This is a genomic window from Algoriphagus aestuariicola (assembly GCF_017254835.1).
Taxonomy (GTDB): domain Bacteria; phylum Bacteroidota; class Bacteroidia; order Cytophagales; family Cyclobacteriaceae; genus Algoriphagus; species Algoriphagus aestuariicola.
In genome coordinates this window covers 1-24,152 of sequence record NZ_JAFKCW010000003.1, presented here as the reverse complement: position 1 = coordinate 24,152, position 24,152 = coordinate 1, and the positions used below count along the sequence as shown (strand labels likewise).

General features: G+C 46.3%; 23 protein-coding genes and 1 rRNA gene. 17 read left to right on the top strand and 7 right to left on the bottom strand.

Going from position 1 to position 24,152, the window contains the following annotated elements; genetic code table 11:
• Positions 1-90: 90 nt before the first annotated feature.
• From leuD to leuB, 3 genes are read left to right on the top strand one after another with little or no spacing between them, the layout of a single operon-like run.
• On the top strand, positions 91-681 hold the full coding sequence (gene leuD / locus J0A67_RS12635) for a 3-isopropylmalate dehydratase small subunit (RefSeq protein WP_206569732.1): 591 nt from the start codon (positions 91-93) through the stop codon (positions 679-681).
• Between the two features lie 9 nt (positions 682-690).
• On the top strand, positions 691-2,277 hold the full coding sequence (locus J0A67_RS12630; protein WP_206569731.1) for a hydroxymethylglutaryl-CoA lyase-like TIM-barrel protein: 1,587 nt from the start codon (positions 691-693) through the stop codon (positions 2,275-2,277).
• A complete protein-coding gene (gene leuB / locus J0A67_RS12625; RefSeq protein WP_206569730.1) occupies positions 2,246-3,313 on the top strand; it encodes a 3-isopropylmalate dehydrogenase in 1,068 nt (355 codons plus the stop codon). The genes J0A67_RS12630 and leuB overlap by 32 nt, the downstream gene beginning before the upstream one ends.
• Before the next feature lie 280 nt (positions 3,314-3,593).
• Here the strand turns inward: leuB and J0A67_RS12620 are convergent, their stop codons facing one another.
• Genes J0A67_RS12620 through J0A67_RS12610 form a run of 3 tightly spaced genes read right to left on the bottom strand, consistent with a single transcriptional unit; the run spans position 3,594 to position 4,649 of the window.
• Positions 3,594-3,848, bottom strand: coding sequence for a DUF2442 domain-containing protein (locus J0A67_RS12620; RefSeq protein ID WP_206569729.1), 255 nt, complete (start codon positions 3,846-3,848; stop codon positions 3,594-3,596).
• Complete coding sequence (locus J0A67_RS12615) at positions 3,829-4,077, bottom strand: DUF4160 domain-containing protein (RefSeq protein ID WP_206569728.1); 249 nt, start codon at positions 4,075-4,077, stop codon at positions 3,829-3,831. The genes J0A67_RS12620 and J0A67_RS12615 overlap by 20 nt, the downstream gene beginning before the upstream one ends.
• Positions 4,077-4,649: a hypothetical protein gene (locus J0A67_RS12610; RefSeq protein ID WP_206569727.1), complete on the bottom strand. Its 573-nt coding sequence runs from the start codon at positions 4,647-4,649 to the stop codon at positions 4,077-4,079. The genes J0A67_RS12615 and J0A67_RS12610 overlap by 1 nt, the downstream gene beginning before the upstream one ends.
• On the opposite strand from J0A67_RS12610, the gene truA reads away from it, so the two are divergent.
• Positions 4,630-5,526: a tRNA pseudouridine(38-40) synthase TruA gene (truA, locus tag J0A67_RS12605; RefSeq protein ID WP_206569726.1), complete on the top strand. Its 897-nt coding sequence runs from the start codon at positions 4,630-4,632 to the stop codon at positions 5,524-5,526. The genes J0A67_RS12610 and truA overlap by 20 nt on opposite strands.
• 6 nt (positions 5,527-5,532) lie before the next feature.
• On the opposite strand, the gene J0A67_RS12600 is transcribed toward truA, so the two are convergent.
• The 3 genes from J0A67_RS12600 to J0A67_RS12590 form a co-directional block, all read right to left on the bottom strand.
• On the bottom strand, positions 5,533-6,042 hold the full coding sequence (locus J0A67_RS12600; protein ID WP_241265183.1) for a GNAT family N-acetyltransferase: 510 nt from the start codon (positions 6,040-6,042) through the stop codon (positions 5,533-5,535).
• Positions 6,042-8,045, bottom strand: a complete 2,004-nt coding sequence (locus tag J0A67_RS12595) for an alpha-ketoacid dehydrogenase subunit alpha/beta (RefSeq protein WP_206569725.1) — start codon at positions 8,043-8,045, stop codon at positions 6,042-6,044. The genes J0A67_RS12600 and J0A67_RS12595 overlap by 1 nt, the downstream gene beginning before the upstream one ends.
• Before the next feature lie 336 nt (positions 8,046-8,381).
• Positions 8,382-8,759: a GxxExxY protein gene (locus J0A67_RS12590; RefSeq protein WP_206569724.1), complete on the bottom strand. Its 378-nt coding sequence runs from the start codon at positions 8,757-8,759 to the stop codon at positions 8,382-8,384.
• A gap of 264 nt (positions 8,760-9,023) precedes the next feature.
• Here J0A67_RS12590 and rimO point away from each other — a divergent pair, with 264 nt between their 5' ends.
• The 7 genes from rimO to J0A67_RS12555 all read left to right on the top strand — a co-directional run bounded on the left by rimO (position 9,024) and on the right by J0A67_RS12555 (position 18,397).
• Positions 9,024-10,337 (top strand): 30S ribosomal protein S12 methylthiotransferase RimO, encoded by a 1,314-nt coding sequence (gene rimO / locus J0A67_RS12585; protein ID WP_206569723.1) that lies wholly within the window; start codon positions 9,024-9,026, stop codon positions 10,335-10,337.
• A 559-nt stretch (positions 10,338-10,896) separates the two neighbouring features.
• Positions 10,897-11,421, top strand: a complete 525-nt coding sequence (locus J0A67_RS12580; RefSeq protein ID WP_206569722.1) for a peroxiredoxin family protein — start codon at positions 10,897-10,899, stop codon at positions 11,419-11,421.
• A 240-nt stretch (positions 11,422-11,661) separates the two neighbouring features.
• Entirely contained in the window at positions 11,662-12,825 is a 1,164-nt protein-coding gene (locus tag J0A67_RS12575) for a hypothetical protein (protein ID WP_206569721.1), read from the top strand.
• A 193-nt stretch (positions 12,826-13,018) separates the two neighbouring features.
• Positions 13,019-14,014, top strand: a complete 996-nt coding sequence (locus J0A67_RS12570) for an adenosine kinase (protein ID WP_206569720.1) — start codon at positions 13,019-13,021, stop codon at positions 14,012-14,014.
• 192 nt (positions 14,015-14,206) lie between these two features.
• The gene (locus tag J0A67_RS12565; protein WP_206569719.1) at positions 14,207-15,538 is read left to right on the top strand and encodes a M16 family metallopeptidase; all 1,332 of its coding nucleotides are present in this window, start codon (positions 14,207-14,209) and stop codon (positions 15,536-15,538) included.
• Positions 15,539-15,564: 26 nt separating this feature from the next.
• Positions 15,565-17,610 carry a M16 family metallopeptidase gene (locus J0A67_RS12560; RefSeq protein ID WP_206569718.1) on the top strand — a complete coding sequence of 682 codons (2,046 nt, stop codon included), beginning with the start codon at positions 15,565-15,567 and terminating at the stop codon, positions 17,608-17,610.
• A 58-nt stretch (positions 17,611-17,668) separates the two neighbouring features.
• A complete protein-coding gene (locus J0A67_RS12555; RefSeq protein ID WP_206569717.1) occupies positions 17,669-18,397 on the top strand; it encodes a LolA-like protein in 729 nt (242 codons plus the stop codon).
• A 45-nt stretch (positions 18,398-18,442) separates the two neighbouring features.
• Here J0A67_RS12555 and J0A67_RS12550 read toward each other — a convergent pair whose 3' ends face one another.
• Positions 18,443-20,101, bottom strand: coding sequence for a M61 family metallopeptidase (locus tag J0A67_RS12550; RefSeq protein ID WP_206569716.1), 1,659 nt, complete (start codon positions 20,099-20,101; stop codon positions 18,443-18,445).
• A gap of 138 nt (positions 20,102-20,239) precedes the next feature.
• Here J0A67_RS12550 and rpmH point away from each other — a divergent pair, with 138 nt between their 5' ends.
• The 6 genes from rpmH to J0A67_RS12520 form a co-directional block, all read left to right on the top strand.
• Positions 20,240-20,398, top strand: a complete 159-nt coding sequence (gene rpmH / locus J0A67_RS12545) for a 50S ribosomal protein L34 (protein ID WP_077346283.1) — start codon at positions 20,240-20,242, stop codon at positions 20,396-20,398.
• A 48-nt stretch (positions 20,399-20,446) separates the two neighbouring features.
• Complete coding sequence (gene rnpA / locus J0A67_RS12540; protein WP_206569715.1) at positions 20,447-20,833, top strand: ribonuclease P protein component; 387 nt, start codon at positions 20,447-20,449, stop codon at positions 20,831-20,833.
• Complete coding sequence (locus tag J0A67_RS12535; RefSeq protein WP_206569714.1) at positions 20,823-22,484, top strand: S41 family peptidase; 1,662 nt, start codon at positions 20,823-20,825, stop codon at positions 22,482-22,484. Before rnpA ends, J0A67_RS12535 begins: the two co-directional genes overlap by 11 nt.
• A gap of 1 nt (position 22,485) precedes the next feature.
• Positions 22,486-23,175 carry a tRNA (adenosine(37)-N6)-threonylcarbamoyltransferase complex dimerization subunit type 1 TsaB gene (gene tsaB / locus J0A67_RS12530; RefSeq protein ID WP_206569713.1) on the top strand — a complete coding sequence of 230 codons (690 nt, stop codon included), beginning with the start codon at positions 22,486-22,488 and terminating at the stop codon, positions 23,173-23,175.
• A complete protein-coding gene (locus J0A67_RS12525; RefSeq protein ID WP_206569712.1) occupies positions 23,172-23,681 on the top strand; it encodes a DUF2480 family protein in 510 nt (169 codons plus the stop codon). The genes tsaB and J0A67_RS12525 overlap by 4 nt, the downstream gene beginning before the upstream one ends.
• 352 nt (positions 23,682-24,033) lie before the next feature.
• Positions 24,034-24,152: ribosomal RNA gene (locus tag J0A67_RS12520) — 16S ribosomal RNA — on the top strand; the annotation flags it as partial.

Below are 24,152 nucleotides of genomic sequence, written 5' to 3'. Positions count from 1 at the left end.
GAGGTTTGAGAGTCCTTTTCGATTTCTTTCCCCAGCAGGTTTCACCGATCTATCAATCTTCCAATTTTCCAATCTTTCAAATCGAAAAAAATGGCTTACGATAAATTCACCGTCCTAAGAGATACGGCAGTTCCATTGCCCACCGAAAACGTGGACACTGACCAGATCATCCCGGCTCGTTTCCTAAAGGCAACCGAGCGTGAGGGCTTTGGCGACAACCTGTTCCGTGATTGGAGATATGACGTGGAAGGCAATCCCAAAAAGGATTTTGTCCTTAACGATACCACCTATTTCGGAAAAATCCTGGTTGCCGGCAAAAACTTCGGATCAGGATCCAGCCGCGAGCACGCCGTTTGGGCAATCTATGATTATGGCTTCCGTTGCGTAGTTTCCAGCTTTTTTGCAGATATCTTCAAAAACAACTGTCTGAATATCGGAGTGCTTCCGGTAACAGTTTCAGCGGAGTTTGCAGATAAGCTTTTCGCAGCAATCACCGCAGATCCAAAAACAGAAATCGAAATCAGCCTTCCTGAGCAAAAAATAACCTTGCTTGCTACCGGAGAGTCTGAGTCCTTCGACATCAATGAATACAAGAAAGACAATATGCAGAATGGCTTCGATGACATCGACTATCTTCTCAATATGTCTTCTGAAATAGACGCTTTCGCGGCTTCAAGATAATCTGCTCTAATGGAGGCAAAGAGAAGAATAGAACTTATGGATACTACCCTGAGGGATGGAGAACAGACCTCAGGGGTTTCCTTTTTGCCTTCGGAAAAACTCCAGATCGCTAAGCTTCTTCTGGAAGAACTCAAAGTGGATCGGATAGAGGTGGCTTCGGCAAGGGTTTCTGAAGGGGAATTGGAGGGAGTGCAAAAGATTACCCATTGGGCCGCCCAAAAGGGTTATCTGGATCGGGTGGAGGTTTTGGGATTCGTAGATACTCCAGTATCCGTTAATTGGATCCTCGAGGCAGGTGCCAAGGTACTAAACCTTCTGACCAAGGGCTCGCTCAATCATCTGGTTCACCAGTTGAAAAAAACTCCAGAACAGCATTTTGAGGACATCCGAAAGAGCATTGAGTATGCCCAAAGCAAAGGGGTCTCAGTCAACGTCTATTTGGAAGACTGGTCTAATGGAATGCGGAATTCTGAGGAATACACGATGAGACTGATCGAGCTGCTGACCAAGCTTCCAGTGAAGCGAATCATGCTGCCCGATACCCTCGGATTGTTGTCTCCGGATGAGGTGACCAAATACTTCAGCCAGTTAGTCGCACAGTTTCCTGAGATACATTTTGACTTTCACGCGCACAACGACTACGATCTTTCCGTGGCCAACGTGATGGAAGCTGTGCTCCATGGAGCAGCTGGCATTCATACGACTGTCAATGGTTTGGGTGAAAGAGCAGGAAACGCTCCTTTGGAATCTGTCGTGGCAGTGATCAAGGACTTTACCGACCTGCAGATTGGCATCCAAGAGCAGAAGATCTTCCGCGTTTCCAAGTTGGTCGAGCAGTTTTCTGGTCAGCACATTCCGGCAAATAAGCCGGTGGTTGGGGAAAATGTCTTCACCCAAACCGCAGGTATTCATGCAGATGGAGACAACAAGAAAAACCTATATTTCAATGATCTGATGCCGGAGCGATTTGGCCGTCAAAGAAAGTATGCTTTGGGAAAAACCTCCGGGAAGGCCAACATTTTGAAAAATTTGGAAGAGTTGGGCATTTCTCTCGAAAAGGAAGAGCTCGCAAGAGTGACCCAACGAATCATCGAACTCGGGGACAAGAAAGAACGGGTGACTACAGAGGACTTGCCTTACATCATTTCGGATGTTCTGCAAAACAATTCCATCTCCAAGCACATCAGCATTGAAGGCTACCACATGACTCATTCCAAGGGTCTGAAGCCTGTCGTGCAGCTTCGAATGAATATCCATGGGAAAATTTATGACGAAATCGCCACCGGAGACGGGCAGTACGATTCCTTCATGAAGGCTCTCAAGAAGATATATAAATCCTTTGGGAAAGAGCTTCCCAAATTGACCGATTACCATGTGTCCATTCCTCCAGGAGGCAAGACCGACGCCTTTGTGGAGACGGTGATCACTTGGGATTATGGTAAAATATTCAAGACCAAAGGCTTGGATCCCGATCAGACGGTGGCGGCGATGATGGCCACTGAAAAAATGCTCAACATCATCGAAACCATGAATTATAATCCAGAACTAGAAGAATCCCCAAAATATGGAAATGAATATCGCGCTGTTGCCGGGTGATGGCATCGGCCCAGAAGTAGTGGCTCAAGCTGTGAAGGTTGTAAATGCCATTGGACAAAAATTTGGACATAAAATTTCGTACAAAGAAGGCTTGGTTGGTGCTTGCGCGATCGATGCGACAGGCGATCCTTACCCAGATGCTACTCACGAGATCTGTGCCTCCTCTGACGCGGTGCTTTTTGGTGCTATCGGAGACCCTAAATATGACAATGACCCTAAAGCCAAAGTTCGTCCTGAACAAGGCTTATTGAGAATGCGTCAGAAATTGGGCCTTTTTGCCAACGTAAGACCAACGTTCACTTTCCCATCTTTGGTGCATAAGTCGCCATTGAAGCTTGACAGAGTGGACGGAGCGGACTTTGTATTCTTCCGTGAATTGACTGGTGGGGTGTACTTCGGTGAACCAAGAGGTCGTAACGAGCAAGGAACCAAAGCCTTTGATACCAACGTGTATACCAAAGAGGAAATCGTGCGCTTGGCCAGAATGGGCTTTGAAGCAGCTCAAGGAAGAAGAAAATTGTTGACTTGCGTGGACAAAGCAAACGTCATGGCAACTTCCAGACTTTGGAGAGAGACTGTACAGGAATTGGCTCCTGAGTATCCAGACGTAAAAGTAGAATACGAATTTGTGGATGCCGTAGCGATGCGCTTGATCCAGTGGCCAAAAGCTTATGACGTCTTGATTACCGAAAACCTATTCGGGGACATCCTGACTGACGAGGCTTCTGTGATTTCCGGTTCTATGGGCTTGATGCCATCCGCTTCTTTGGGTTCCAAAGTAAAGTTATTCGAACCGATCCACGGTTCCTATCCTCAGGCTGCCGGAAAAGACATCGCCAATCCTCTTGGAACGGTATTGTCTGCGGCGATGATGTTTGATTATGCATTCGGCTTGAAGGCAGAAGCACAAGCGATCAGCGATGTGGTGAACCTTTCACTGGCTGAAGGCTTTGTGACCGAAGATATTGCCGAAGGCGGTAAAGCCTACAAAACTTCCGAAGTCGGAGACTGGCTAGCTGCTAAGATTTTGGGATAAGCTCACTCATGTAAGAATTCGCTGTTCGAGATTTGCAATCTCGAACTTTCAAAAAAAAAAACCACCCCATTATTATCGGGGTGGTTTTTTTAGTGATTTTATAGTTTGTTCTATGACTTTCATCTTTGAGTTCAGAGGAGGATTTTTCTTATCTTTTTTCATACGGCTGAAAATGTAGTAGCCAAAAAGCAAACAAATCAATATGAAAAAAATATAAACTATTGTTGGGACACCCTCCACGTGATGTGGCATAGCTGCCCAACTTTTACTTGGATTCAAATCATTCACAGTTTTTTATCAATTGATTTACTGAAAGGTCCTCATCAATCAAAGGCCAGTGAATCCCATAGCCGGAAGGGGATACTTTGTAAAGACTTCTCTCTATATCTGATGCTACCAATAATTTTGGAGAAATGAATTCTAAATCCACTTTAATTTCCTTTGCATCGACTTCGAGAATCATATGCTTATTGTCAAATCGAATTTCTGATATTTGATGAGAATCAACCATAGTTTTACTTTTTAAAGTACTCATTCCAACTTTTAACGATCAAATCGAAGTTTTGGAAGATGATTTTTCTAATTTCTTTTCTGGCCTGTGGTGTCAAATTGTAACCAAAATCCTCCCTAATATCCATAATTTTATCATCAATCCAGAACTTACATTCCATATCACCTTTTTGTGCGTGAACGTGAATTGGTTCTTTTCCTTCATTTGAATAGAAGAAAAGTCTCCAGCCAAGTATGTAAAGTATGGTAGGCATCAATCCCTCGGCGGATTGATCATGATATGAGCCCGATGAGTTCCCGGATCCATAATCCAAGGCAGACCCGGTGCTGGAGGTGAAACGGGAAGCCCCGTACTCTCCACAGTTGCCCAGGGAATATAGACTACGGATCGGGTATAGGTGTTTGCGGCTTCGCCAGTATTCCAGTTCACATCCTTTTCGTCGGCTACTAATACAAACAAGGTGCTCCCATAGTCTGGCAAAGTCAACGTTTTTGCTTTTGCCTCAGCCTCACGTATTGCAAAAATCTCCTGCATACTTTTTCCTTCCTTTTTCAAAGCCCAGCCTCTTTCCATAAAGGGCTGTACACTCTTATGGTAGCAAGACACTGAAAGTCCTTCCCGATTCGGGTCATCGCCCAGACAGATAGTCTGATTGCTACCATTTCGAAGCAAAACTCCATCGGAACTATAAACGGTGGCTCCTTCCCTTTGGTCTTCGGGGGCAGCCATCAAGGCCATTTTGATCTGGATTTCTTTGCTAGGAGCGGTCTGTCCGAAGACAGAAAATCCGATCAAAAGGGCGAGGATGCTGAGAATTGCTTTCATAGTCAGTACTTTTGGGTTTATTGAATTTAAGGAAGCTGCCAAGCGAATCAAAGCGCTTACAAGTATTTCCGATTTTATGGTCCCATTCATGCGTACAAGACCCTATTCTTACCTATTCTCGATCAGCTATTTCGGTGGGCACTTCAAAGGCTGGGCAAAGCAGCCCAATCAAGCCACTGTGGAGGGAAAACTGGAGAGGGTATTTCGCTACGTGTTGAACCATGAGGATTTTTCCCTGATTGGAGCTAGCCGAACTGATTCTGGAGTGCATTGTAGGAGTGGATATATGCAGCTTTTTCTCCGGGAAAAAATCGAGCTGGAAAATCTACTCCCAACTTTAAATCAAAACCTCGGTGGTGAAATCACCTTAAATTCGGTCCGGGAAATCCCTCGGGACTTCAATTTGATCCAAGCGGTGGAGAAGAAAACCTACCGCTATTTTTTCTCCGATTCACCAGATTTTCACCCCTTCGCTTCCGCTTATATGCATCAAGTCTCTGGATTAAATTCTTTGGAGAAGATGGAAAAAAACGTCAGCGCATTTGTCGGTGAGCACGATTTCAAAGCATTTTGCAAAGTTTCTCCAAACAAGTCGGACTATGTTCGGGAGGTTCTGGAAGCCAAAGTTTATTTGACGGATGAATACCAAGGGGAATTTTTCCCAGAGCGAGTTTATTGTTTTGAAGTCACCGGCACAGGATTTTTGCACCACCAAGTGAGAAAAATGGTTTCAGCTATTTGGACCTTGGCATCAGATCAAATCCAAGAACGATTGAATAAGCCAGAGGAAAGCTGGGAGCAAATTCCTCCCGCTCCAGCTCATGGATTGACGCTTTGGGAAACGGTGCTGGTAGAAAATCCGGGAAATTACATCTGAAATAGGTCATAGGGTAAGCTCCATCACCACATCATCCATAACGTAGCCATTCCCGATGTCAATCACTTCCTTGTAGATTTCCTGGAACCCAATTCGTTGGTAGAAGTCTATGGCTTTTTGGTTGTATTTGTTGACGTTGAGCAAAAGACTTTTTTGCCCCGCTTCCCTGACTCTTCTTGCCACGTCAAGGATAAGCTTCTTTCCTAGACCTTTTCCCTGGGTTTCTGGCAAAAGGTAGATCTTATGGAGTTTTGCCTTCGGGCCCTCCGCATAATTCAGCTCAAATCCTGCGAAACCCAACTCCTGTCCATTTTCCTCGGCTAATAGGAAAGTATGTCCTTTCTGCCACTGGGATTCCAAAACAGGGAGCGCATACATCATATTGAGCATATAGCTGATCTGTTCGGGACTGAGAATTTCACCAAAGGTGTTAGGCCAGGTCCGATGAGCGATGCTTTGGACTTTGGAAAGTTCATTATGTGCAAGTGGTCGAATACTCGTCATTTCGGATTCCATTAAAACTCAATTAACTCTTTCAACTTGGCTTTAAACCTTGTCTCTGGCAAAAACTGCTTTTCCAAATTCGGAGCAAAAGGTACTGGCGTATCCAAACTGCCTACTCGCATCACGGGAGCATCCAGATGCTGAAAGCTATGTTCCGAAATCCAAGCGCAGATTTCTGCCCCAATCCCTCCGGTCAGTGTGTCTTCTTGTAGGAAAATCACTTTTCCGGTTTTTTTGACGGATTGAGTTACCGCTTCTTGATCCCAAGGCAAAAGTGTCCTTAGGTCCAGAATATCCGCTGAAATGCCAGACTCCTCGACAGCTTTCATTGCCCAGTGAACGCCCATGCCATAAGTGATGACGGAGACTTGGTCGCCTTCTTTCACCAAAGTCGCTTTTCCTACTTCTGTGGTGTAGTAGGAATCAGGAACTTGTTTGGAGATAGATCGATAAAGCAACTTATGCTCAAAATAGAGGAAAGGATTCGGGTCTTCCAGTGCCGCGTTCAGTAGTCCTTTGGCATCGACGGGATTGGAAGGGTAGACTATTTTCAGGCCGGGGGTATGGAAAAACCAAGCCTCGTTGGATTGGGAGTGAAAAGGTCCAGCAGCGGTACCTGCGCCAGTTGGCATACGAATCACCACATCGGCGTTTTGACCCCAGCGGTAATGGATTTTAGCCAGGTTGTTCACGATTTGGTTGAAGCCCATGGTCACGAAATCCGCGAACTGCATCTCCACCATTGCTTTGTAGCCTTTGAGGGAAAGGCCCAAGCCAGCTCCTATGATTGCACTTTCGCAAAGAGGGGTATTTCTCACCCGATCCGCTCCAAACTGGGCCTTGAATCCATCCGTGATCTTGAATACGCCGCCATATTCCCCGATGTCTTGCCCCATGAGAATCAGGTTTGGGAATCTTTCCATAGACTGTCGAAGTCCATCCGAAATGGCATCTACGAAGCGCTTTTCTGAATTTGGTTCTTCGTGAGAAATGACTTTTTGGGTAAAGGGAGCATACACATCATTTAGCTCTTCCTCCAGATTGGCAGCAATTGCTTCCTCGGCAAAAGCCACTTCGAGTCCATCATTTATGGCAGTTTTGACTTTTTGATTGATCTGTTCCTTCGTTTTTTCATCCAAAACCCCAATGGATTCGAGATAAGATTCATAGTTGTCGACTGGATCCAATTTCGCCCAATCTTCCATCAGGTATTTGGGGACATATTTGGTTCCTGATGCCTCTTCATGGCCCCTCATCCGGAATGTAATCGCCTCAACCAACACGGGACGCGGATTTTCCCTGAGATCTTTCGCAAGATTTAGAATGGCGTCATAGACTTCCAGAACATTATTGCCTTGGATGCGGATGGCTTCCATCCCGTATCCTGGGCCTTTTTCGGTAAAGAATTTGAATGCAAACTGCTCTTCGCTGGGCGTGGAGAGGCCGTATCCGTTGTGCTCGACGACAAAGATCACCGGAAGCTTCCAAACTGCGGCGACGTTCAGCCCTTCGTGAAAATCCCCCTCGGAACTCGCTCCGTCACCGGAGAAGACCAAGGTCACTTTCTTTTCCCCCGAAAGCCTATCCGCAAGTGCAATTCCATCCGCGATGGCCAGCTGGGGACCGAGATGGGAGATCATCCCCACGATATGATGGGCCATGGAGCCGAAGTGAAAGGAGCGGTCCCGCCCTTTGGTGAAGCCTGACTTCTTGCCTTGAAACTGGGAGAAAAGCCGCTCCAAGGGAATGTTTCTTCCCGTGAAAATCCCTAGGTTTCGATGCATGGGAAGAATAAACTCGTCCGGTTTCAGCGCGTTTACCGCCCCGATTGAAATCGCCTCCTGTCCCCAGCCGCTAAACCATTTTGAAATTCTGCCTTGCCGAAGTAGGATCAGCATTTTCTCTTCGATTCTTCTCGGGATTAAAAGGGACTCGTAAAGGGCGAGAAGGGTTTCGTCGGAGTGGTTTTTGCGGTCAAAAGTTAGTTTTTGGGCATTTGGGGCGGTGAAGTACATGGGGATTGATTTCCCCTCAAGGTACAGGAAGGCAGGAAATCAGGCAATGGTTTTGGGGACTTGGGGGAAAAGAAATCCAAAACGTCGGCTATTCGACACCAAACCTCGTTTCGCATCCCTCTCCTGCAGTGCACCCCGATTCGCATCGGGGGCAAAAAATAAATGCAAGGAGTTAAAAAGTATTTGCTGTACGGTTCAAAATTAGGCAAAGCGTCGGCGTCGGCACGATTCTTTGGATTAAGCTTGTTTTACGCTTGTGTTAAGGGAGGCGCTTCGCGCCGATTTCACCGCAGAGAACGCGGAGGATGACGCAGAGGAAAAAAAGTAAGAGTGTTCTTACAGGCTGTTGACCACACGCTTGAGGCCATCTACGAGCTTTGGGACGTTGAAATTTATCAGTAAACCCAGTTTGCGGCCGCTGAGTTTTAAGTAGGTGAGAATCTGGGCCAGATGGATTGGAGCCAACTCATCGACTGACTTGACTTCGATGATAATACGGTTCTCCACCATGATGTCCAGTCGATAGGCTGCGTCCAGTTTGATTTCTTTATAGACGACAGGAAGAGGTACTTGGCTTTGGACGAGGAGGCCTTGCTGCCTCAGCTCAAAAGCCAGGCAGGTTTCATAGGTGCTTTCAAGAAGTCCCGGTCCCAGTTGCTTGTGTACTTCGATCGCAGCCCCAATTATTTTGGAGGAAAGCTCGTTGTCGCTCATGCTAAAAAGAATGTATTCTATGAAGATAGTCAAAATGTACTGCCAGCAACGGTCATTTCTTTTGCGAGCAGGCACTAAAAACAGTTAAATACTAAACCTCTGTGAATCTCTGCGTCCTTTGCGTCTCGGCGGTGCAACGGATGCGAAGCATCTACATGGGGGAAAGTAGCACTTTGCGGATTAGTAACTTGACAACTTTTGAACTTTGACAACTTTCCAACCCATTTTTCCCTACCTTTGCACTCCCAAATCCAATCAAAGCCTGTGAAAGCTAGAACGTTAAAGAAAGACAAGGTCAATATCATTACCATGGGATGCTCCAAAAACCTGGTGGACTCAGAAGTGCTGCTGACCCAACTGAAAGGCAACGGCATCAACGCCAGCCACGAGTCCAGCGACCAGGACAACAATATCATCATCATCAACACCTGCGGCTTCATCGACAACGCCAAGCAGGAATCCATCGACACCATCCTCCAGTATGTGGATGCCAAAGAGCAGGGTTTGGTGGACAAAGTGTATGTGACGGGATGTCTTTCCCAGCGCTATAAAGACGATTTGGAAAAGGAAATCCCTCAGGTGGATGCTTTTTTCGGAACCCGGGATTTGCCGGCGATTTTGAAAAAATTCAAGGCTGATTATAAGCATGAGTTGGTGGGAGAGCGCTTGTTGACTCACTCCGCGCACTATGCCTATATGAAGATTTCCGAAGGTTGCGATAGACCCTGTTCTTTTTGCGCAATTCCTTTGATGCGGGGTGGTCACATCTCCAGACCCATCGAGGAATTGGTCAAAGAAGCCCAACACAAAGCTGCCAACGGAACCAAAGAATTGCTATTGATCGCTCAGGATTCTACCTATTATGGGTTGGATATTTATAAAAAAAGAAACCTTGCCGAACTCCTTCGTAACCTCGCCGACGTGGAAGGAATCGACTGGATTCGGTTACATTATGCCTATCCGACCGGTTTCCCGATGGATGTGATCGACGTGATGAAGGAACGTCCGAATATCTGCAAGTACCTAGACATTCCTTTGCAGCACGGTTCGACTGATGTCCTGAAAGCCATGCGCAGAGGGACCACCCGTGAGAAGCAGGAAGAACTCATCCACAGCATCCGGGAGATGATTCCTGAGATTGCAATACGTACTACGCTGATCGCCGGACACCCGGGTGAGGGCGAAAAGGAATTCCAGGAAATGGTGGATTTTGTGGAACGGATGAAGTTTGAGCGATTGGGAGTCTTTACCTATTCCCATGAGGAAAATACCCATGCCTATTCCATGAAGGACAGTCTGTCTCAGGAGGAAAAGCAAGACCGCGCCAATCACCTGATGGAAGTTCAAGAGCAAATCAGTTACGACCTCAACCAGGAGAAAATCGGTAAAACCTACAAAGTATTGATAGATAAAAAAGAAGGCGGACACTTTGTCGGCCGGACTGAATTTGACTCAGTTGAGGTAGACAATGAAGTGCTGATTGATGCTTCCAAGTTTTATTGCAGAGTGGGAGACTTTGTTCAGGCGAAGATCACTGACGCGACGGAGTTTGATTTGTACGGAGAAGTAGTGGGTTAATCCAGATTGGGCTTGCGGAAGCCAAACCAAAAGCCAATCGAATTTCGTATTTGGAGTAGTTTCTAAAATTTCTAACTTCCATCAGGCTGGCAATCAATCCTAAATATATTACTGACGAAAAAGGAAAAAAGCTTTCTGTGATCTTGTAAGTGAAGGAATTTGAGTCTATGGTAGAACAATTGGAGGAACTGGAGGATATTAATCTTTACGACCAAGTAAAGAAATCCGACGAGACTTCACTGCCGATAAATAAGTCACTTGCTAAAATTCCTGAACCCTATTTTTCTCAACTCAAAGAAACAATTTATCAGTTGGCCAATCATCCCTGGCCCATAGGATGTTAGAAGCTGAGGGGACGCAATGCTTAACGAATTCGACTTTCCAACTATCGAATTATCTATAAAATTGAAGATAAAATAATGACCATCGAGGTTATCCCTATTGGACATCGTCGGGAGATTTACGTGGAGTCCGACTTGTTCGATGATTTGGTTTTTTGTTCTACTCTTTGAGGTAATTGATTTTGTTTTTTTAGCTTCATAAACTTTATCATACTTCGATGAAATATCAATTTTTAATTGTCCTTGCCCTTTTTTTAATCAGTTCCAAATTGGAAGCCCAAGAAATATCTCCTTTTGAAGCCCAAGGACCTCCAATAGATTCGTTATTTCCTGAGTTCAGTTACCTCACCATTTCTGGAGATTCTGTTGACCTGAAGCTATTGAAAGAAAAAGTTGTGGTAATCAATATTTGGTTTGTTGGGTGCAAAGGTTGTAAACAGGAGGAACCCTATCTTAAAAAGATAACGGAAAGCCATCAGGACGATAGCGAAGTTGTATTTCTCGGATTTTGCATGAGCAAGCCGGATAAAATCATTAAATACCTAGAGAAAAATGGAGAAATAGGGTATCAAGACATTTCTTTATCAAGGGACGAAGTGTTGGAGAGATTTGATGTAGTGATGTCTCCAACCCATTTTGTTATCAAAGCTGGAGTTCTTAAGGCAAAATATACCGGCCCGATAATCCCTGAGACAAAGAGTCTTGAATGGCTTAGTGCGGAAATTAATAAATGGAAAAATTAATGTGATCGATCCTAAACTTGTTTCCTAGCGGGTGATTCTGTCAAGGAAATGATCTATGACGCGACGGAGTTTGATCTTTACGCGACCATTAAAGAATAAAATCTCAAAGCTGCTCTAAATAGTGCAGCTTTTTTATTTTTTAATTATTTCCAGCTTCCGAAGATGCAAGACAACCTTCATTTCTCCCACTTTTTGCCCTTTGCCCCTGAAGCCGTATTTTAGCCGACTAAAATCACCCGAATGAAGCTGATCGAAGTCACCACGCCTGCCCAACAGAAAGAATTTATAGAGATGGCAGTGAGGCTCTACCGAAATGAGAAAAACTGGATCAGGCCTCTGGATGCGGACATTGAGGGGCTTTTTCATCCTGAAACCAACAAGCTCTTTCGTAACGGGGCCAAGGCCAAGCGTTGGCTGCTGGAGGACGGGAAAGGAAAATCCATCGGTCGCGTAGCCGCTTTCATCAATCCCAAGATGAAGGAAAAGCAGCCGACGGGCGGCTTGGGATTCTTTGAATGTATTGACGACCAAGAGGCGGCTTTCCTCCTCTTTGACACCGCCAAGGCTTGGCTCGAGAGCGAAGGCATGGAAGCCATGGACGGCCCGATCAATTTCGGGGAGCGTGACAAGTGGTGGGGACTCTTGGTCGACGGATTTTCCGAGCCCAACTACAACATGCCTTGGAACTTCGGTTATTACCAGAAGTTTTTTGAGGACTACGGCTTCCAACTCTATTTCAAGCAGTTTACCTACATGCGTCCGGTGCAGAATCTCGGCTTTGACGAGAAGATGATCCAGCGTGCCAACCAGATTATGGCAAATCCGGAGTATTCCTTCCGATACATCAAGGGAAAAGAGCTGCAGGAGAAAGCACCCGAGTACTTCATGACGGTGTACAACAAGGCCTGGGCTCGCCACATGGGCAAGTCCATCGCGCTAAAGGAAGCCCAGTTGATGTTTGGCAAGATGAAACCCATCATAGACGAGCGGCTGATCTACTTCGCTTTTCACAAAGACGAACCCGTGGGCTTTTTCATCCAGATCCCGGAGATCAATCAGATCTTCAAGCATGTGAATGGCAAGATGGACTTCATTGGTAAACTGAAATTCCTTTGGCACAAGACATTTTTTCCTCCCAACAAGATGCTGGGATTGGTCTTTGGCGTTGTGCCGGAGCATCAAGGCAAGGGTGTAGAGAGCGCCATGATCATCAGCTATGACAAGATGAGCGGCAAGTCTTCTTTTCCCTACAAGACCATCGAAATGAACTGGATCGGGGACTTCAACCCCAAGATGATGCGTGTATGCGAGCAGCTGCTTGCGACTATTTATAAGACACACCATACGTATCGCTATTTGTTTGATCGAGAAAAAACGTTTGAAAGACACCGTATTTTCGATTGATTTACGACTTTAGAAATACGATTTACGAGGACTCGGATTGATCGAGCGTCTGTGTCAGTCCGAGCCGAGTCGAGGACTTAGTGAAAAAGGCTTCGACTCCGCTCAGCCTGACATCGGACACCCGACACCGGGCATCCAGCCTTTTTCCCAATTTTCCAATTTTGAAACCTTTCAATTTTACAATTCTCCATAAATGAAAAAATACGACGTAACTGGCATCGGAAATGCCCTAGTAGATATTGAGTTTAAGGTCAAAGATCAGTTTTTTGCCGACAATGGAGTCGAAAAGGGACTCATGACCCTGGTCGACGAGGAGCGCCAAAACTCTTTGATGGCCGTGATCAATACCGCTGAGGCGAAAAAACAGGCCGGCGGCTCTGCAGCAAACTCCATCGTTGCGGTCAGTCAATTTGGAGGAAAATCCTTCTACAATTTTCGTGTGGCAGATGATGAGCTGGGACATTTTTATCTCCAGGATCTGATCGACTCTGGCGTGGACATTGCCTTGAAAAAGGAGTCTTTGGAGGCAGGTGTGACCGGTAAATGTCTGGTCATGGTGACAGAAGACTCCGAACGGACCATGAATACCTTCTTGGGAATCACCCAAAACTTCTCTACTCAGGATATTCACGACTCGGCTATCAAGGATTCCAAATACCTTTTTATCGAGGGTTATTTGGTGACTTCCGACAATGGAAAAGAGGCGATGATTCATGCCAAGAAAGTGGCAGAAGAAGCCGGGACTAAAGTAGCCTTGACATTCTCTGATCCCGCTATGGTGAAGTATTTCAAGGCAAATTTTGAGGATGTGATTGGTTCAAGCGTGGATTTGCTTTTCGCAAACGAGGAGGAAGCCATGCTTTTCACCGGAAAAGATACCCTGTCAGAAGCTCGCGAAGAAATGAAAAAGGCCGCCAAACACTTCGTGATTACGCTTGGCAAAAACGGAGCGATGATCTTTGATGGGGATACGTTCATCGATATTGAGCCGTATCCGACCCTAGCCATCGACAGCAATGGAGCGGGAGATATGTTTGCCGGAGCATTTCTTTACGGCATTACCAACGGACATAGCTATGCTTCCAGCGGAAAATTGGCTTCCATGGCAAGTTCAAAGATCGTGAGCCAATTTGGTCCCAGACTGAAATGGCACGAGGCCAAGGAAATATTGGCAAGACTGCTACCTTAAAAATCATAAAACCCGAGATTGTTCGGGTTTTTTTGTTAAAATAGCTACCATCTTAGTTTTAATTGATTTTGATTAAATACTTTTAGACTTTATGATAACGTAGTGATAAAGGCCTGTACAAAAGCGTACATATAACATTTTGACCCATTACCCTGTATTTATTCCATAGAATCTTATCCAACCTTTTTGACCATGAATAAACTTTATGCTTTAGGCTTGGTGGCCGGGATGCTAGGCACTCCTGCTTTAGCCCAAAACAAAATAGACTTCAAGGAATTCACCCTTGACAACGGTCTTCATGTGATCATGCACCAGGACAACTCCACTCCCATCGTGGTGACCTCGGTCTTGTATCATGTGGGTTCCAAAAATGAGAACCCAGAACGCACCGGCTTCGCCCATTTTTTTGAGCACTTGATGTTTGAGGGCTCGGAAAACATAGATCGGGGCCAGTACATGAACATCATCCAAGGCCGTGGCGGCACGCTCAACGCTTACACGTCCAATGACATCACCTACTACTATGAGCTGTTGCCCTCCAACGAGCTCGAGCTGGCACTCTATATGGAAAGCGAGCGAATGCTACATTCCAAAGTAGACCAGACTGGCGTGGAGACCCAACGGGAAGTAGTGAAGGAGGAGCGGAGACAGCGCTACGAAAACCAACCCTATGGCACTATCCTGCCGGAGACCTTAGTCAGAGCGTATTCCGTACATCCCTATCAGTGGGCACCCATCGGCTCCATGGACCACCTGAATGCCGCGACCATTGAGGAGTTTCAGCAATTCTACAAAGACTTCTACGTTCCAAATAATGCGACGCTGACTATCGCTGGGGACATCGATTATGCCGAAACAGAGGCCTTGGTGAAGAAATACTTCACCGAAATCCCTGAAGGAACTAAAGCGATTTTTCGTCCCGATGTGGTCGAGCCCAAAAAGACTAGCGAGACTCGGGACGTGATTTATGACAATATCCAGATTCCGGCGGTGATCCAGGCCTACAACCTGCCCCCACGAAACCATCCCGACAGCTATGCACTCACTATGCTCTCTACCTATTTGACGGGAGGGAACTCTTCGCTAATGACCAAGGAGCTGGTGGACAAGCAGCAAAAGGCCTTGGTCGTGGCGGCGATTCCTTTGGAGCTCGAAGATGGAGGAATTTTTATCATGTATGGAATCACCAACATGGGCGTGGAGCCAAAGGATTTGGAAAGCGAAATCGATCGTCTCATCAAGCAGGTGCAAGATCAGGGTATCTCGGACGATGAATTTGCAAAGCTGAAAAACCAAATGGAGAACAGCATCGTCAGCAGCAACTCCACCATGGCAGGCATTGCCGAAAACCTCGCGGAGGCAAAGGTGATTTATGGCGACACGAACTACATCAACCAGATTATGGACAAGTTTTCCCAAGTTACCAAGGCTGACATCCAGCGGGTAGCCAAAGAATACCTTGACCTGAACGGGCGTGTAGTGTTATACTATTTGCCAAAATCAGCTCAACCTACCACCGAATAATTGTTTGACCTTACTGATCTAAAGAAATGAAAAAACTCGCTATATCATTTGTATTGACACTTTTGGTCACCGTAGGCTTGATGGCCCAAGTGGACCGAAGCAAGCTGCCTGCCTCCGGTCCCGCTCCCGAGATCAAAATTGGAGAAGCGGAGACCTTTACCCTGGACAATGGCTTGAAGGTTTTTGTGGTAAAAAATACCAAGCTACCGCGCGTCTCGTTCACCTTGGTTTTGGAAAGGGATCCTATTCTCGAAGGGGATAAGGCTGGTATGACTGGATTCGTCGGTGAGATGATGATGGGTGGAACCAAGAATCGGAGCAAAGACCAATTGGATCTAGAGGTTGATTTTATTGGGGGTAGCTTGAGTGCCTCTTCGACTTCGGTATACGCCTCTTCTCTGAAAAAACACCAGGATAAAATCCTTGAACTGATGGCCGATGTGCTTTACAATCCGGTTTTTCCACAAGAAGAATTGGACAAGCTTAAAAAGCAGTCCCTCACCGCGCTGGCCCAAAGCAAGGACGACCCAAACGCAATCTCTTCCCGATTGTCGTCAACTGTCCTTTTTGGAAAGGATCATCCCTATGGCGAGATCGAAAGTGAAGCGACCATCAACAACATCACTGTAGATGATGTCAAAAAATACTATTCCACCTATTTCAAGCCCAATATCGCCTACCTCGCTATCGTAGGGGATATGGACAAGGCCGAAGCGGAAAAAGTCGTGAAAGAATACTTCGGCAGCTGGACAAGAGGTGAGGTACCGAAGTTTACCTATCCGGTTCCCCAGCGTGCTTCCAAAAGAGCCGTTGCCTTGGTGGACAGGAGTTCCTCCGTGCAGTCTGTCATCAACCTCACCCAGCCTGTACAAATGAAGATCGGTGATCCGGACTATATCTCCAGCCGCTTGCTCAATCAAATATTGGGGGGCGGTTCATCCTCTAGACTCTTTATGAATCTGCGTGAGGACAAAGGCTATACCTACGGCGCATATTCCTCTATTGGAGCAGACAAGCTGATAGCAACCATCTCCGCCGATGCCTCTGTCCGAACCGAGGTGACTGACTCGGCCGTGTATGAATTTATCCATGAAATCGAAAATCTGGTGGAAAACGGTGTGACCGAAGAGGAGCTCGCGAAGGCTAAAGCCGAACTTTCGGGAAGCTTCGGTCGCTCTCTGGAGCAGCCAAGCACTGTTGCGCAGTTTGCGCTGAATATTGACCGCTACAATCTTCCCAAGGACTACTACGAGACCTATTTGCAAAAGCTCAACGCATTGACGGTAGAAGATATCAACGCAACAGCGAAACGACTGATTGAACCGGATAAATTCATCATTACCACCGTGGGAAATGGAGATGAAATCAAGGAAAAGCTAGCGCAATTTGGGGAAGTGACACTATATGACAACATGGGGCAGCCTGCCAAGGAGTTGGTTGCTGACGCAGACATGACTGCTGAAAAAGTACTGGAAGCCTATTTGACGGCGATCGGAGGCGAGGAGAAAGTCAAGGCGATCAAAACCGCCAAGATCTCCATGGACGCTAACGTGATGGGCACTCCCTTAAATATTGCCTTTTCCTACGATCCCCAAAACGGACGCTATGGGCAAAAACTCTCTGTGGGAGGCAATGTGATGCAAAAGACAACTTTGGCAGATGGCAAAGCAGCAGTCTCGGCTCAAGGCCAGCAGATGGACTTGACTGGCGAGCAGCTAGAGGCTGTGATGTTGAATTCCTACCTTTTCCCCGAGGCTATTTATCAGGAAAAAGGCTACACCCTGACATTTGACGGTCTAAAGGACGTGGAGGGCACGCCAGCCTATAAGGTGATCATCTCCGCGCCGTCCGGCGCAAAGTTGATCAACTATTACGCCCAAGAGTCTGGTTTGAAAATCAAATATGAAAATCCAGCTTCTGGCGATACCTTCTATTCAGACTACCAGGCCAAGGATGGCGTACTATTGCCGATGGCATGGACGATCAAGTCGCCGGCAATCCCTGTTCCCTTGGAAGCCAAAGTGACTACTTTGGAGCTGAATGTGCCGATTACCGACGAAGACATCAAATGATCATGAAAAAGGAGGAGGCCCACTCCTCCTTATCCTTTCTAAACTGGAATTAACACTTATGAAAATCCAAACAATTCTGTTGCTAAGCCTCCTAGGTTTGGGGATCTCTACGGAAATCCTGGCGGGAAAAATACCAACTGCCACTGAGTATCGGGCAGTAGCCAAAAGTGACGTAGCGACGGTCATCGGCAGATACATCGAGGCACTAGGCGGTGAGGAAAAAATCAGGGCTATCAAAAACGCCAGTATGACTGCCGAAGCTAGTTTTCAGGGTCAGGTCATTGAGATCAAAACGATCTCCGATTCTGAAAACAGACGTCTGATGCAATCTACCTCTGTTGGAGGCAACGTGATGCAGAAGACCTTGATGGCAGATGGCAAAGGCAAAATGATTGTGATGGGGCAGACCCAAGACTTGACCGAGTCGGCTACAGGCATGCTTACCTCCCAAACCTTTCTCATTCCCGAGCTCTACTACGAGGAGATCGGGTTTAAGTCCGTCTATATCGGGCTTGAAGACATGGAGGGGACTCAGGTACACAAGCTGGAAGTAACCTCTCCAGATGGGCTGGTGATCAATGAATATTACTCCGCCGAAAGCGGCTTGAAGTTAAAGTCAAGCTCAGGGAGTGCGGGGGATGTCGCCTACTCCGACTATCAGGAAGTCGATGGCATCATGTTTCCAATGCTCCTGACAATCACCAATCCAATGCTTCCCGTCCCGCTTCAAGCCAAAATTGTAACGCTTCAATTCAATCAGTCCTTGTCGGACGCTGATTTTCAGTGATCGAGTGGAAGGCATAAAAAAGACCTCCGATCGCGGAGGTCTTTTTTATGCCTTCCACTTTTGGAATATCTCAGTTTCCTGATAGAACTGCAGTGAATAATACGGATAATACCGTCCAACTTTCAGAGAAAGCACCAATTCCAATCTTCTGCCGTAGCGATCCACCTGGATTTTCAGGGGAGTATCTGAGTCCGGTTTTTCCAATGGCCAATTCAAAATTTTATCGTTTTTCATCAGTCTGAACGAAGCGGAAGCTTCCGGATGAAGTTGAAGGACCGTCCCGTCAGCGTTGGTTCTTATGCCCATTTGATGCAGAAGCCAGTCCTCGCTGAGCCGCTCCATCATGGTGATTCCGACCTCTTCGAAGAATGAGGGAAGTTTTGCAAAAAGGTCTCCATAGCCATAAACGAACTCTTGGAAGAAGTCCCGGAGGTGCATTTGCTTATGAGAGCTCGAAAAAATCAATTCTTCGAAATCCTGGAAACCATAGCCGATGAAAGGTCTGCCGAATTTGTCCCACATTTTTCTCATGACTTCGGCAAGAGAACGGCCATCTTCGAGCAAAAGAATATCGAGGCAAAAAGCAAGCAAGGCACCGCGCGAGTAGATGTTGACCTTGCGGTCTGGAATTCCCGGCACATAGCCGTCGAGCCAAAGATCAAAAGAGGATTCAAGGATGTTATTGGACTTCCAACCCGAGCTACTTGCCTCTCGATTGACGATTTTTTCAAAATGTTTCAGGTAGGTCTCTAATGTATACACCCCTGACTTCAATAGGTAAAGGTCCCCCATGTAGGTCGTCACTCCTTCTAGCACTAGGCCGGTTCGGGTATAGGATTCTTTGGAGAAATCATACTGGAGCAGCTCTTTTGGCCGGATGCGGCATACATTCCAAGCGTGGTAGAGCTCGTGGCAGCTGACTCCAAGAAGTTCTTCCATTTGGGTGGATTCTTTCAGACTTTCGGCTGGGCCAAAGGTGATGACCGTGCCCCTGCGATGTTCGACGCCATGGTAGTGGGGGTAGGGAAGCAACTGAAAGATGAAATGGTATTCCAGCTCTGGGAACGCTCCAAAATCGACAATTAGTTTCTCGGTAAATGCGCTAAATCGATCCAACAAAAGGGTTTTGTCAAAATGAACCTCTCCGTGAATCCAAATATGGAAGAGGACATCCGCCGTTTTGTATTCACAATGGGTGAGACTTTTGGCTGCCAAAGCGGTCGAGTCGGCAAGTATTTGGAAATTTTCGGCCCGCCAGTTCGAGTCGGAAACCGCGGTCAACGTGCTGATTTGGACTGGGTAGTCAGGAAGGTCCAGGGATATTCCTATTTCCTCCCCACTTCTTTCCAAAACCTCAAAACAGCAATTGACCAAATTGGCATAAATCTGCTCATCGTCCGCCCAAGCGCCGCCTGCATCCATCCTTCCAGCCCAGTATTCATAGTCGACTTGGATCTGCCCCGTATTTTCGGGGTATATGGTCCAGCAGTCTTTAGTCGTCTTTTCGAACTTGACATCCTTTTTTAATCCATCAAGCACCCTGAGCCTTCGGATATTTTGGGCGTAATTTGCCAGCTGATAGCGTCCCGCTCTCCAGGCAGGAAGCTGAAGGGAAATGGGATTTTGATCCCAAACTTCAAGGCTTAATCTGATTTGGATGAACTGGGAAGTGGGATTTGAGCAGGAAATCTGGTGGTGAATCATTGGTTTCTTACTGAGTCTCAAAACAAATGTAGGGGTGCGATTTGTATTTAAGAAAATGGTACATATCTTTGCAGTCCTTTTTGGGGTCAATGCCAAATTAGGAAAGTCCAGAAAGCAATTAGATAAAGATATTCGATCATGAAAAGAACATTCCAGCCTTCTAATAGAAAGAGAAAGAACAAGCACGGCTTCAGAGAGAGAATGGCGACTGCAAATGGCAGAAGAGTTTTGAGAGCCAGACGAGCAAAGGGAAGACACAAGCTGACTGTATCTTCTGAAAAGACATTGAAGAAGTAATTCTTTGCACTGCTTTTCGTATGTTCACATACGAGTTCAGTCCTTGCAATGAATTATCGACTTCCAAAATCTGAACGGCTTCATGCCGAGAAGTTAATCAAGGAACTTTTTAACGAAGGTTCCTCTTTTTTTTTGTATCCTTTCAAGGTGATTTTTTTAAGAAAAATTGACCTTTCCGGCCAAACCAATCAGGTGCTGTTCTCTGTTTCGAAGAAGAAAATCAAACGGGCAAACGGTCGAAACTTCATCAAGAGAAGACTAAAAGAGGCCTATCGGCTGAATAAGCATTTGTTGCTTTCTGATGGAATCATCCTGGGCTTTATATTTGTTGGTAAACCTGACACGTCGTTTGCTGAAATAGAACCGAAAATGATTCTGGCTTTGAGCAAGCTGTCCCAAGAACTTCCCCAAAAAACTCTGCCACATGATCAATAAATTGAAAAGACCGGTTGTTTACATTCCCCTCGCCTTGTTGTTGTTTTCAGGAGTCTTTGCCTTTCAGTTGAAAAACGACAAGCTCTTTGCCTTGGCTAAGAATATCGACATTTTCGCCACTCTGGTCAGGGAGCTTGATTCCTATTATGTGGATGAAATTGATCCTGACCAATTAGTGACCATCGGTATCAACGCGATGCTCGAGGAACTGGATCCCTATACGGAATATATTCCCGAAGAGGAATCTGATGATTTTCGAATGCTGACTACCGGCGAATACGCCGGCATAGGTGCCCTGATCGGCAACAGGGGAGAAGGAAATATGGTTTTGATGCCTTATACGGGATTTCCGGCGCAGGCTGCGGGACTCAAAATTGCCGACTATATCCTGAAAATCGATTCGGTGGACGTAGTGGGTAAGCCCACTTCGGAGGTGTCCGATCTTTTGAAAGGCCCGGCTAATACGCCGCTTAAGGTAAAGGTGCTCCGCAACAAGGATACGCTTGATTTTTCTTTGGTCAGAAAAAAAATATCGCTAAAGAATGTCCCTTTTTATGGCAAGCTGGATGAAAAGACTGGATACATCAAGCTGGCGGACTTCACTTCCAACGCTTCGGCGGAAGTCAGAAATGCGCTTGTAAGCCTCAAGTCCCAAGGAGCCGATCGGCTGATCTTGGACCTGAGGGATAATCCAGGAGGACTGGTCAATGAGGCAGTCGAGATTGTCAACCTTTTCATCCCAAAAGGAAAGGACGTGGTAAAGACTATTGGTAAGCTCCAAAGTGTCAATTACAACTACAGGACTACCAAAACTCCTGTCGACAAGGACATCCCCATTGTCGTGTTGATCAATGAGCGGAGTGCCTCGGCTGCGGAGATAGTTGCTGGAGCTTTGCAGGATTATGACCGGGCAGTATTAGTGGGAAGGAAATCATTTGGCAAAGGCTTGGTGCAGACGACGATTCCGTTGACCTATAACGCGCAAGTGAAAGTCACCACCGCGAAATACTATATTCCCAGTGGCCGTTGTATTCAGGCGATAGATTATGCCCAGACCCGGGAAAACGGAGAAGTGACCTCGGTTCCAGATTCCTTGAGGAAAGCTTTCAAGACCGCCAATGGAAGAAGGGTTTTGGATGGCGCAGGCATCGAACCGGATGAGTCGGTAGAAGAAGTCAACTACGCACCGATTTCCTACACCCTCGTCGCTGGCAATCACATCTTTGATTTTGCTACCCAGTATTTCTACAAGCACGAGTCAATAACAGACCCCTTGACCTTTACGATCACAGATCAGGACTACGAGGAATTCAAAAAGTTTTTGTCTGGAAAGGAATACGACTACACCACTTATGTGGAAAAGTCGGTGCAGGATCTTGAGAAATATGCTGAGAAGGAAGAATATTTTGACGAAATCAAGTCTCAGCTAGAGGCTATAAAGGCGAAGGTCAACCACAGCAAGGAGCAGGATTTGGATACGAATAAGGAAGAAGTGAAGAAAATTCTAAGCGAGGAGATTGTTTCACGCTACTACTTCCAGGAAGGAATGGTAGAAGCGGGGCTTGATCAGGATCCAGCAGTGGAAGTGGCGAAATCCTATCTTTCCAACCCAGCCAAGATTGCTGAAACATTGACGGCTACGATAAAATAAGATGGCCATCATCCTATCCATTGAGACTTCAACGCCGGTATGCTCTGTAGCTGTCCATGTCGATGGAGACCTTGAGTCCCTATCCGAATTGAATGAAACTGGGGCGCATGCCGAGCGACTGATGCTGCTGATTGAGGAGGTCTTGGAGAAAGGCAGGGCCGCATTCCATGAATTGGATGCGATAGCGGTGTCCGAGGGGCCCGGTTCCTACACAGGGTTGCGCATCGGAGTGTCTACCGCAAAAGGATTGGCTTTCGGTTTGGGCAAGCCTTTGATCGGGGTGAATACTCTCCAAGCGCTGGCAAGTGCGGTCGCCCTGGAAGAAGGTGAATTGGTAGTCCCTGTGTTGGATGCCCGCAGAATGGAGGTGTACAGGGAGGTGTTCGACAGTAGGTTGACTTCCATCGCAGCTTTGGATGCGGAGGTGCTATCTGAAAAGTCTTTTGAGAACTTTTTGGAAAATCATCGAGTTTATTTTGTCGGAGATGCGGTGGAGAAGGTAAGTTCCGTTGTCAAAAACGAGAAAGCCAAGTTCATTTCCGATTTGTCATTTTCGGCCAAACACATGGGTAGAATAGCCTTCGAAAAGTATGAAAAAAAGCAGTTTGCGGACATTGCATACTTTGTGCCGAACTACCTGAAGGAGTTTAAGGCATTGCATTCAAAAAAAAATCCCTTACTCACCCTATGAATGAAATAATCAACCGAGTCGCTTCCAGTCCTATCCTTTCGGTCAACATGGAGGAGTTTTATCCTCAGGAAGAGAGGGTTGTTTTTGACATGAAGCACTTCCTTTTTCAGGAGTTGATCTTGAGGGAAAAGGATTTTCGTCAGGCTTTGAAGGAATGGGATTGGTCTCAGTATTCCCATAAATGGGTTGCGGTTGTTTGTAGTGCAGAAGCGATTGTTCCTACTTGGGCTTTCATGTTGGTTTGCACCTATCTGGAAAATACGGCAAAGGGGTACGTTATAGGAAGTCTCGAGAATTTGGAACAACACATTGCCGAAACCGCCTTAAGTCAGATTGACTCGGAAGAGTACAAAGATCGGCCTGTTGTGATCAAAGGATGTTCAAAATTCCCGATCCCACTTTTTGCCTATGGGCGTTTAGTTTCCATGATCCAAGGCAAGGCGAAGAGCCTAATGTTTGGAGAACCCTGCAGTACAGTCCCTCTGTACAAAAAACAAAAGTCCTGATTTTGAAAGGGTAATATTAGAAATCAAAATAGATTGAGATTTTTGTTTGGTAAAGGCTTGCGTAATCAAATTGACTCTTCTATGTTTGCACTCCCATTTGAGAAGACGTCTCGGGGAAAGATGAAATAAGGCAGTCAAAGCGGAGAAAAAAAAGACAAAAAATTTCTTCGGGATTTTGGAAAAAAGAAACAAAATCTGATCTTTGCACTCGCATTTGGGACAACGGTCTCACCAACTCCTGAAAAGTCAGGAATAAGTTCTTTGAAGTGTTGTGAGAGAAAAGAAAAGCCTGGTCGAAACGGGCGCCGCGGGATTGGCTTTGGCCTACCGTCGGCGGACAAGTAGACAATTTACAATGGAGAGTTTGATCCTGGCTCAGGATGAACGCTAGCGGCAGGCCTAATACATGCAAGTCGAGCGGCAAGCCGAGGAGTAATCTGAGGCCTAGAGCGGCGCACGGGTGCGTAACGC

What these genes read in the sequence shown, in the direction of transcription:
- J0A67_RS12615 (WP_206569728.1), bottom strand. Translation starts at nt 4,077, where the DNA reads ATGCCTACCATACTTTACATACTTGGCTGGAGACTTTTCTTCTATTCA.
- leuD (WP_206569732.1), top strand. Translation starts at nt 91, where the DNA reads ATGGCTTACGATAAATTCACCGTCCTAAGAGATACGGCAGTTCCATTG.
- J0A67_RS12595 (WP_206569725.1), bottom strand. Translation starts at nt 8,045, where the DNA reads ATGTACTTCACCGCCCCAAATGCCCAAAAACTAACTTTTGACCGCAAA.
- rnpA (WP_206569715.1), top strand. Translation starts at nt 20,447, where the DNA reads ATGAATTATCGACTTCCAAAATCTGAACGGCTTCATGCCGAGAAGTTA.
- J0A67_RS12590 (WP_206569724.1), bottom strand. Translation starts at nt 8,759, where the DNA reads ATGAGCGACAACGAGCTTTCCTCCAAAATAATTGGGGCTGCGATCGAA.
- J0A67_RS12550 (WP_206569716.1), bottom strand. Translation starts at nt 20,101, where the DNA reads ATGATTCACCACCAGATTTCCTGCTCAAATCCCACTTCCCAGTTCATC.
- J0A67_RS12600 (WP_241265183.1), bottom strand. Translation starts at nt 6,042, where the DNA reads ATGGAATCCGAAATGACGAGTATTCGACCACTTGCACATAATGAACTT.
- J0A67_RS12525 (WP_206569712.1), top strand. Translation starts at nt 23,172, where the DNA reads ATGAATGAAATAATCAACCGAGTCGCTTCCAGTCCTATCCTTTCGGTC.
- J0A67_RS12560 (WP_206569718.1), top strand. Translation starts at nt 15,565, where the DNA reads ATGAAAAAACTCGCTATATCATTTGTATTGACACTTTTGGTCACCGTA.
- J0A67_RS12570 (WP_206569720.1), top strand. Translation starts at nt 13,019, where the DNA reads ATGAAAAAATACGACGTAACTGGCATCGGAAATGCCCTAGTAGATATT.
- J0A67_RS12620 (WP_206569729.1), bottom strand. Translation starts at nt 3,848, where the DNA reads ATGAGTACTTTAAAAAGTAAAACTATGGTTGATTCTCATCAAATATCA.
- J0A67_RS12565 (WP_206569719.1), top strand. Translation starts at nt 14,207, where the DNA reads ATGAATAAACTTTATGCTTTAGGCTTGGTGGCCGGGATGCTAGGCACT.
- J0A67_RS12610 (WP_206569727.1), bottom strand. Translation starts at nt 4,649, where the DNA reads ATGAAAGCAATTCTCAGCATCCTCGCCCTTTTGATCGGATTTTCTGTC.
- J0A67_RS12555 (WP_206569717.1), top strand. Translation starts at nt 17,669, where the DNA reads ATGAAAATCCAAACAATTCTGTTGCTAAGCCTCCTAGGTTTGGGGATC.
- J0A67_RS12535 (WP_206569714.1), top strand. Translation starts at nt 20,823, where the DNA reads ATGATCAATAAATTGAAAAGACCGGTTGTTTACATTCCCCTCGCCTTG.
- tsaB (WP_206569713.1), top strand. Translation starts at nt 22,486, where the DNA reads ATGGCCATCATCCTATCCATTGAGACTTCAACGCCGGTATGCTCTGTA.
- rpmH (WP_077346283.1), top strand. Translation starts at nt 20,240, where the DNA reads ATGAAAAGAACATTCCAGCCTTCTAATAGAAAGAGAAAGAACAAGCAC.
- J0A67_RS12630 (WP_206569731.1), top strand. Translation starts at nt 691, where the DNA reads ATGGAGGCAAAGAGAAGAATAGAACTTATGGATACTACCCTGAGGGAT.
- truA (WP_206569726.1), top strand. Translation starts at nt 4,630, where the DNA reads ATGCTGAGAATTGCTTTCATAGTCAGTACTTTTGGGTTTATTGAATTT.
- J0A67_RS12580 (WP_206569722.1), top strand. Translation starts at nt 10,897, where the DNA reads ATGAAATATCAATTTTTAATTGTCCTTGCCCTTTTTTTAATCAGTTCC.
- leuB (WP_206569730.1), top strand. Translation starts at nt 2,246, where the DNA reads ATGGAAATGAATATCGCGCTGTTGCCGGGTGATGGCATCGGCCCAGAA.
- J0A67_RS12575 (WP_206569721.1), top strand. Translation starts at nt 11,662, where the DNA reads ATGAAGCTGATCGAAGTCACCACGCCTGCCCAACAGAAAGAATTTATA.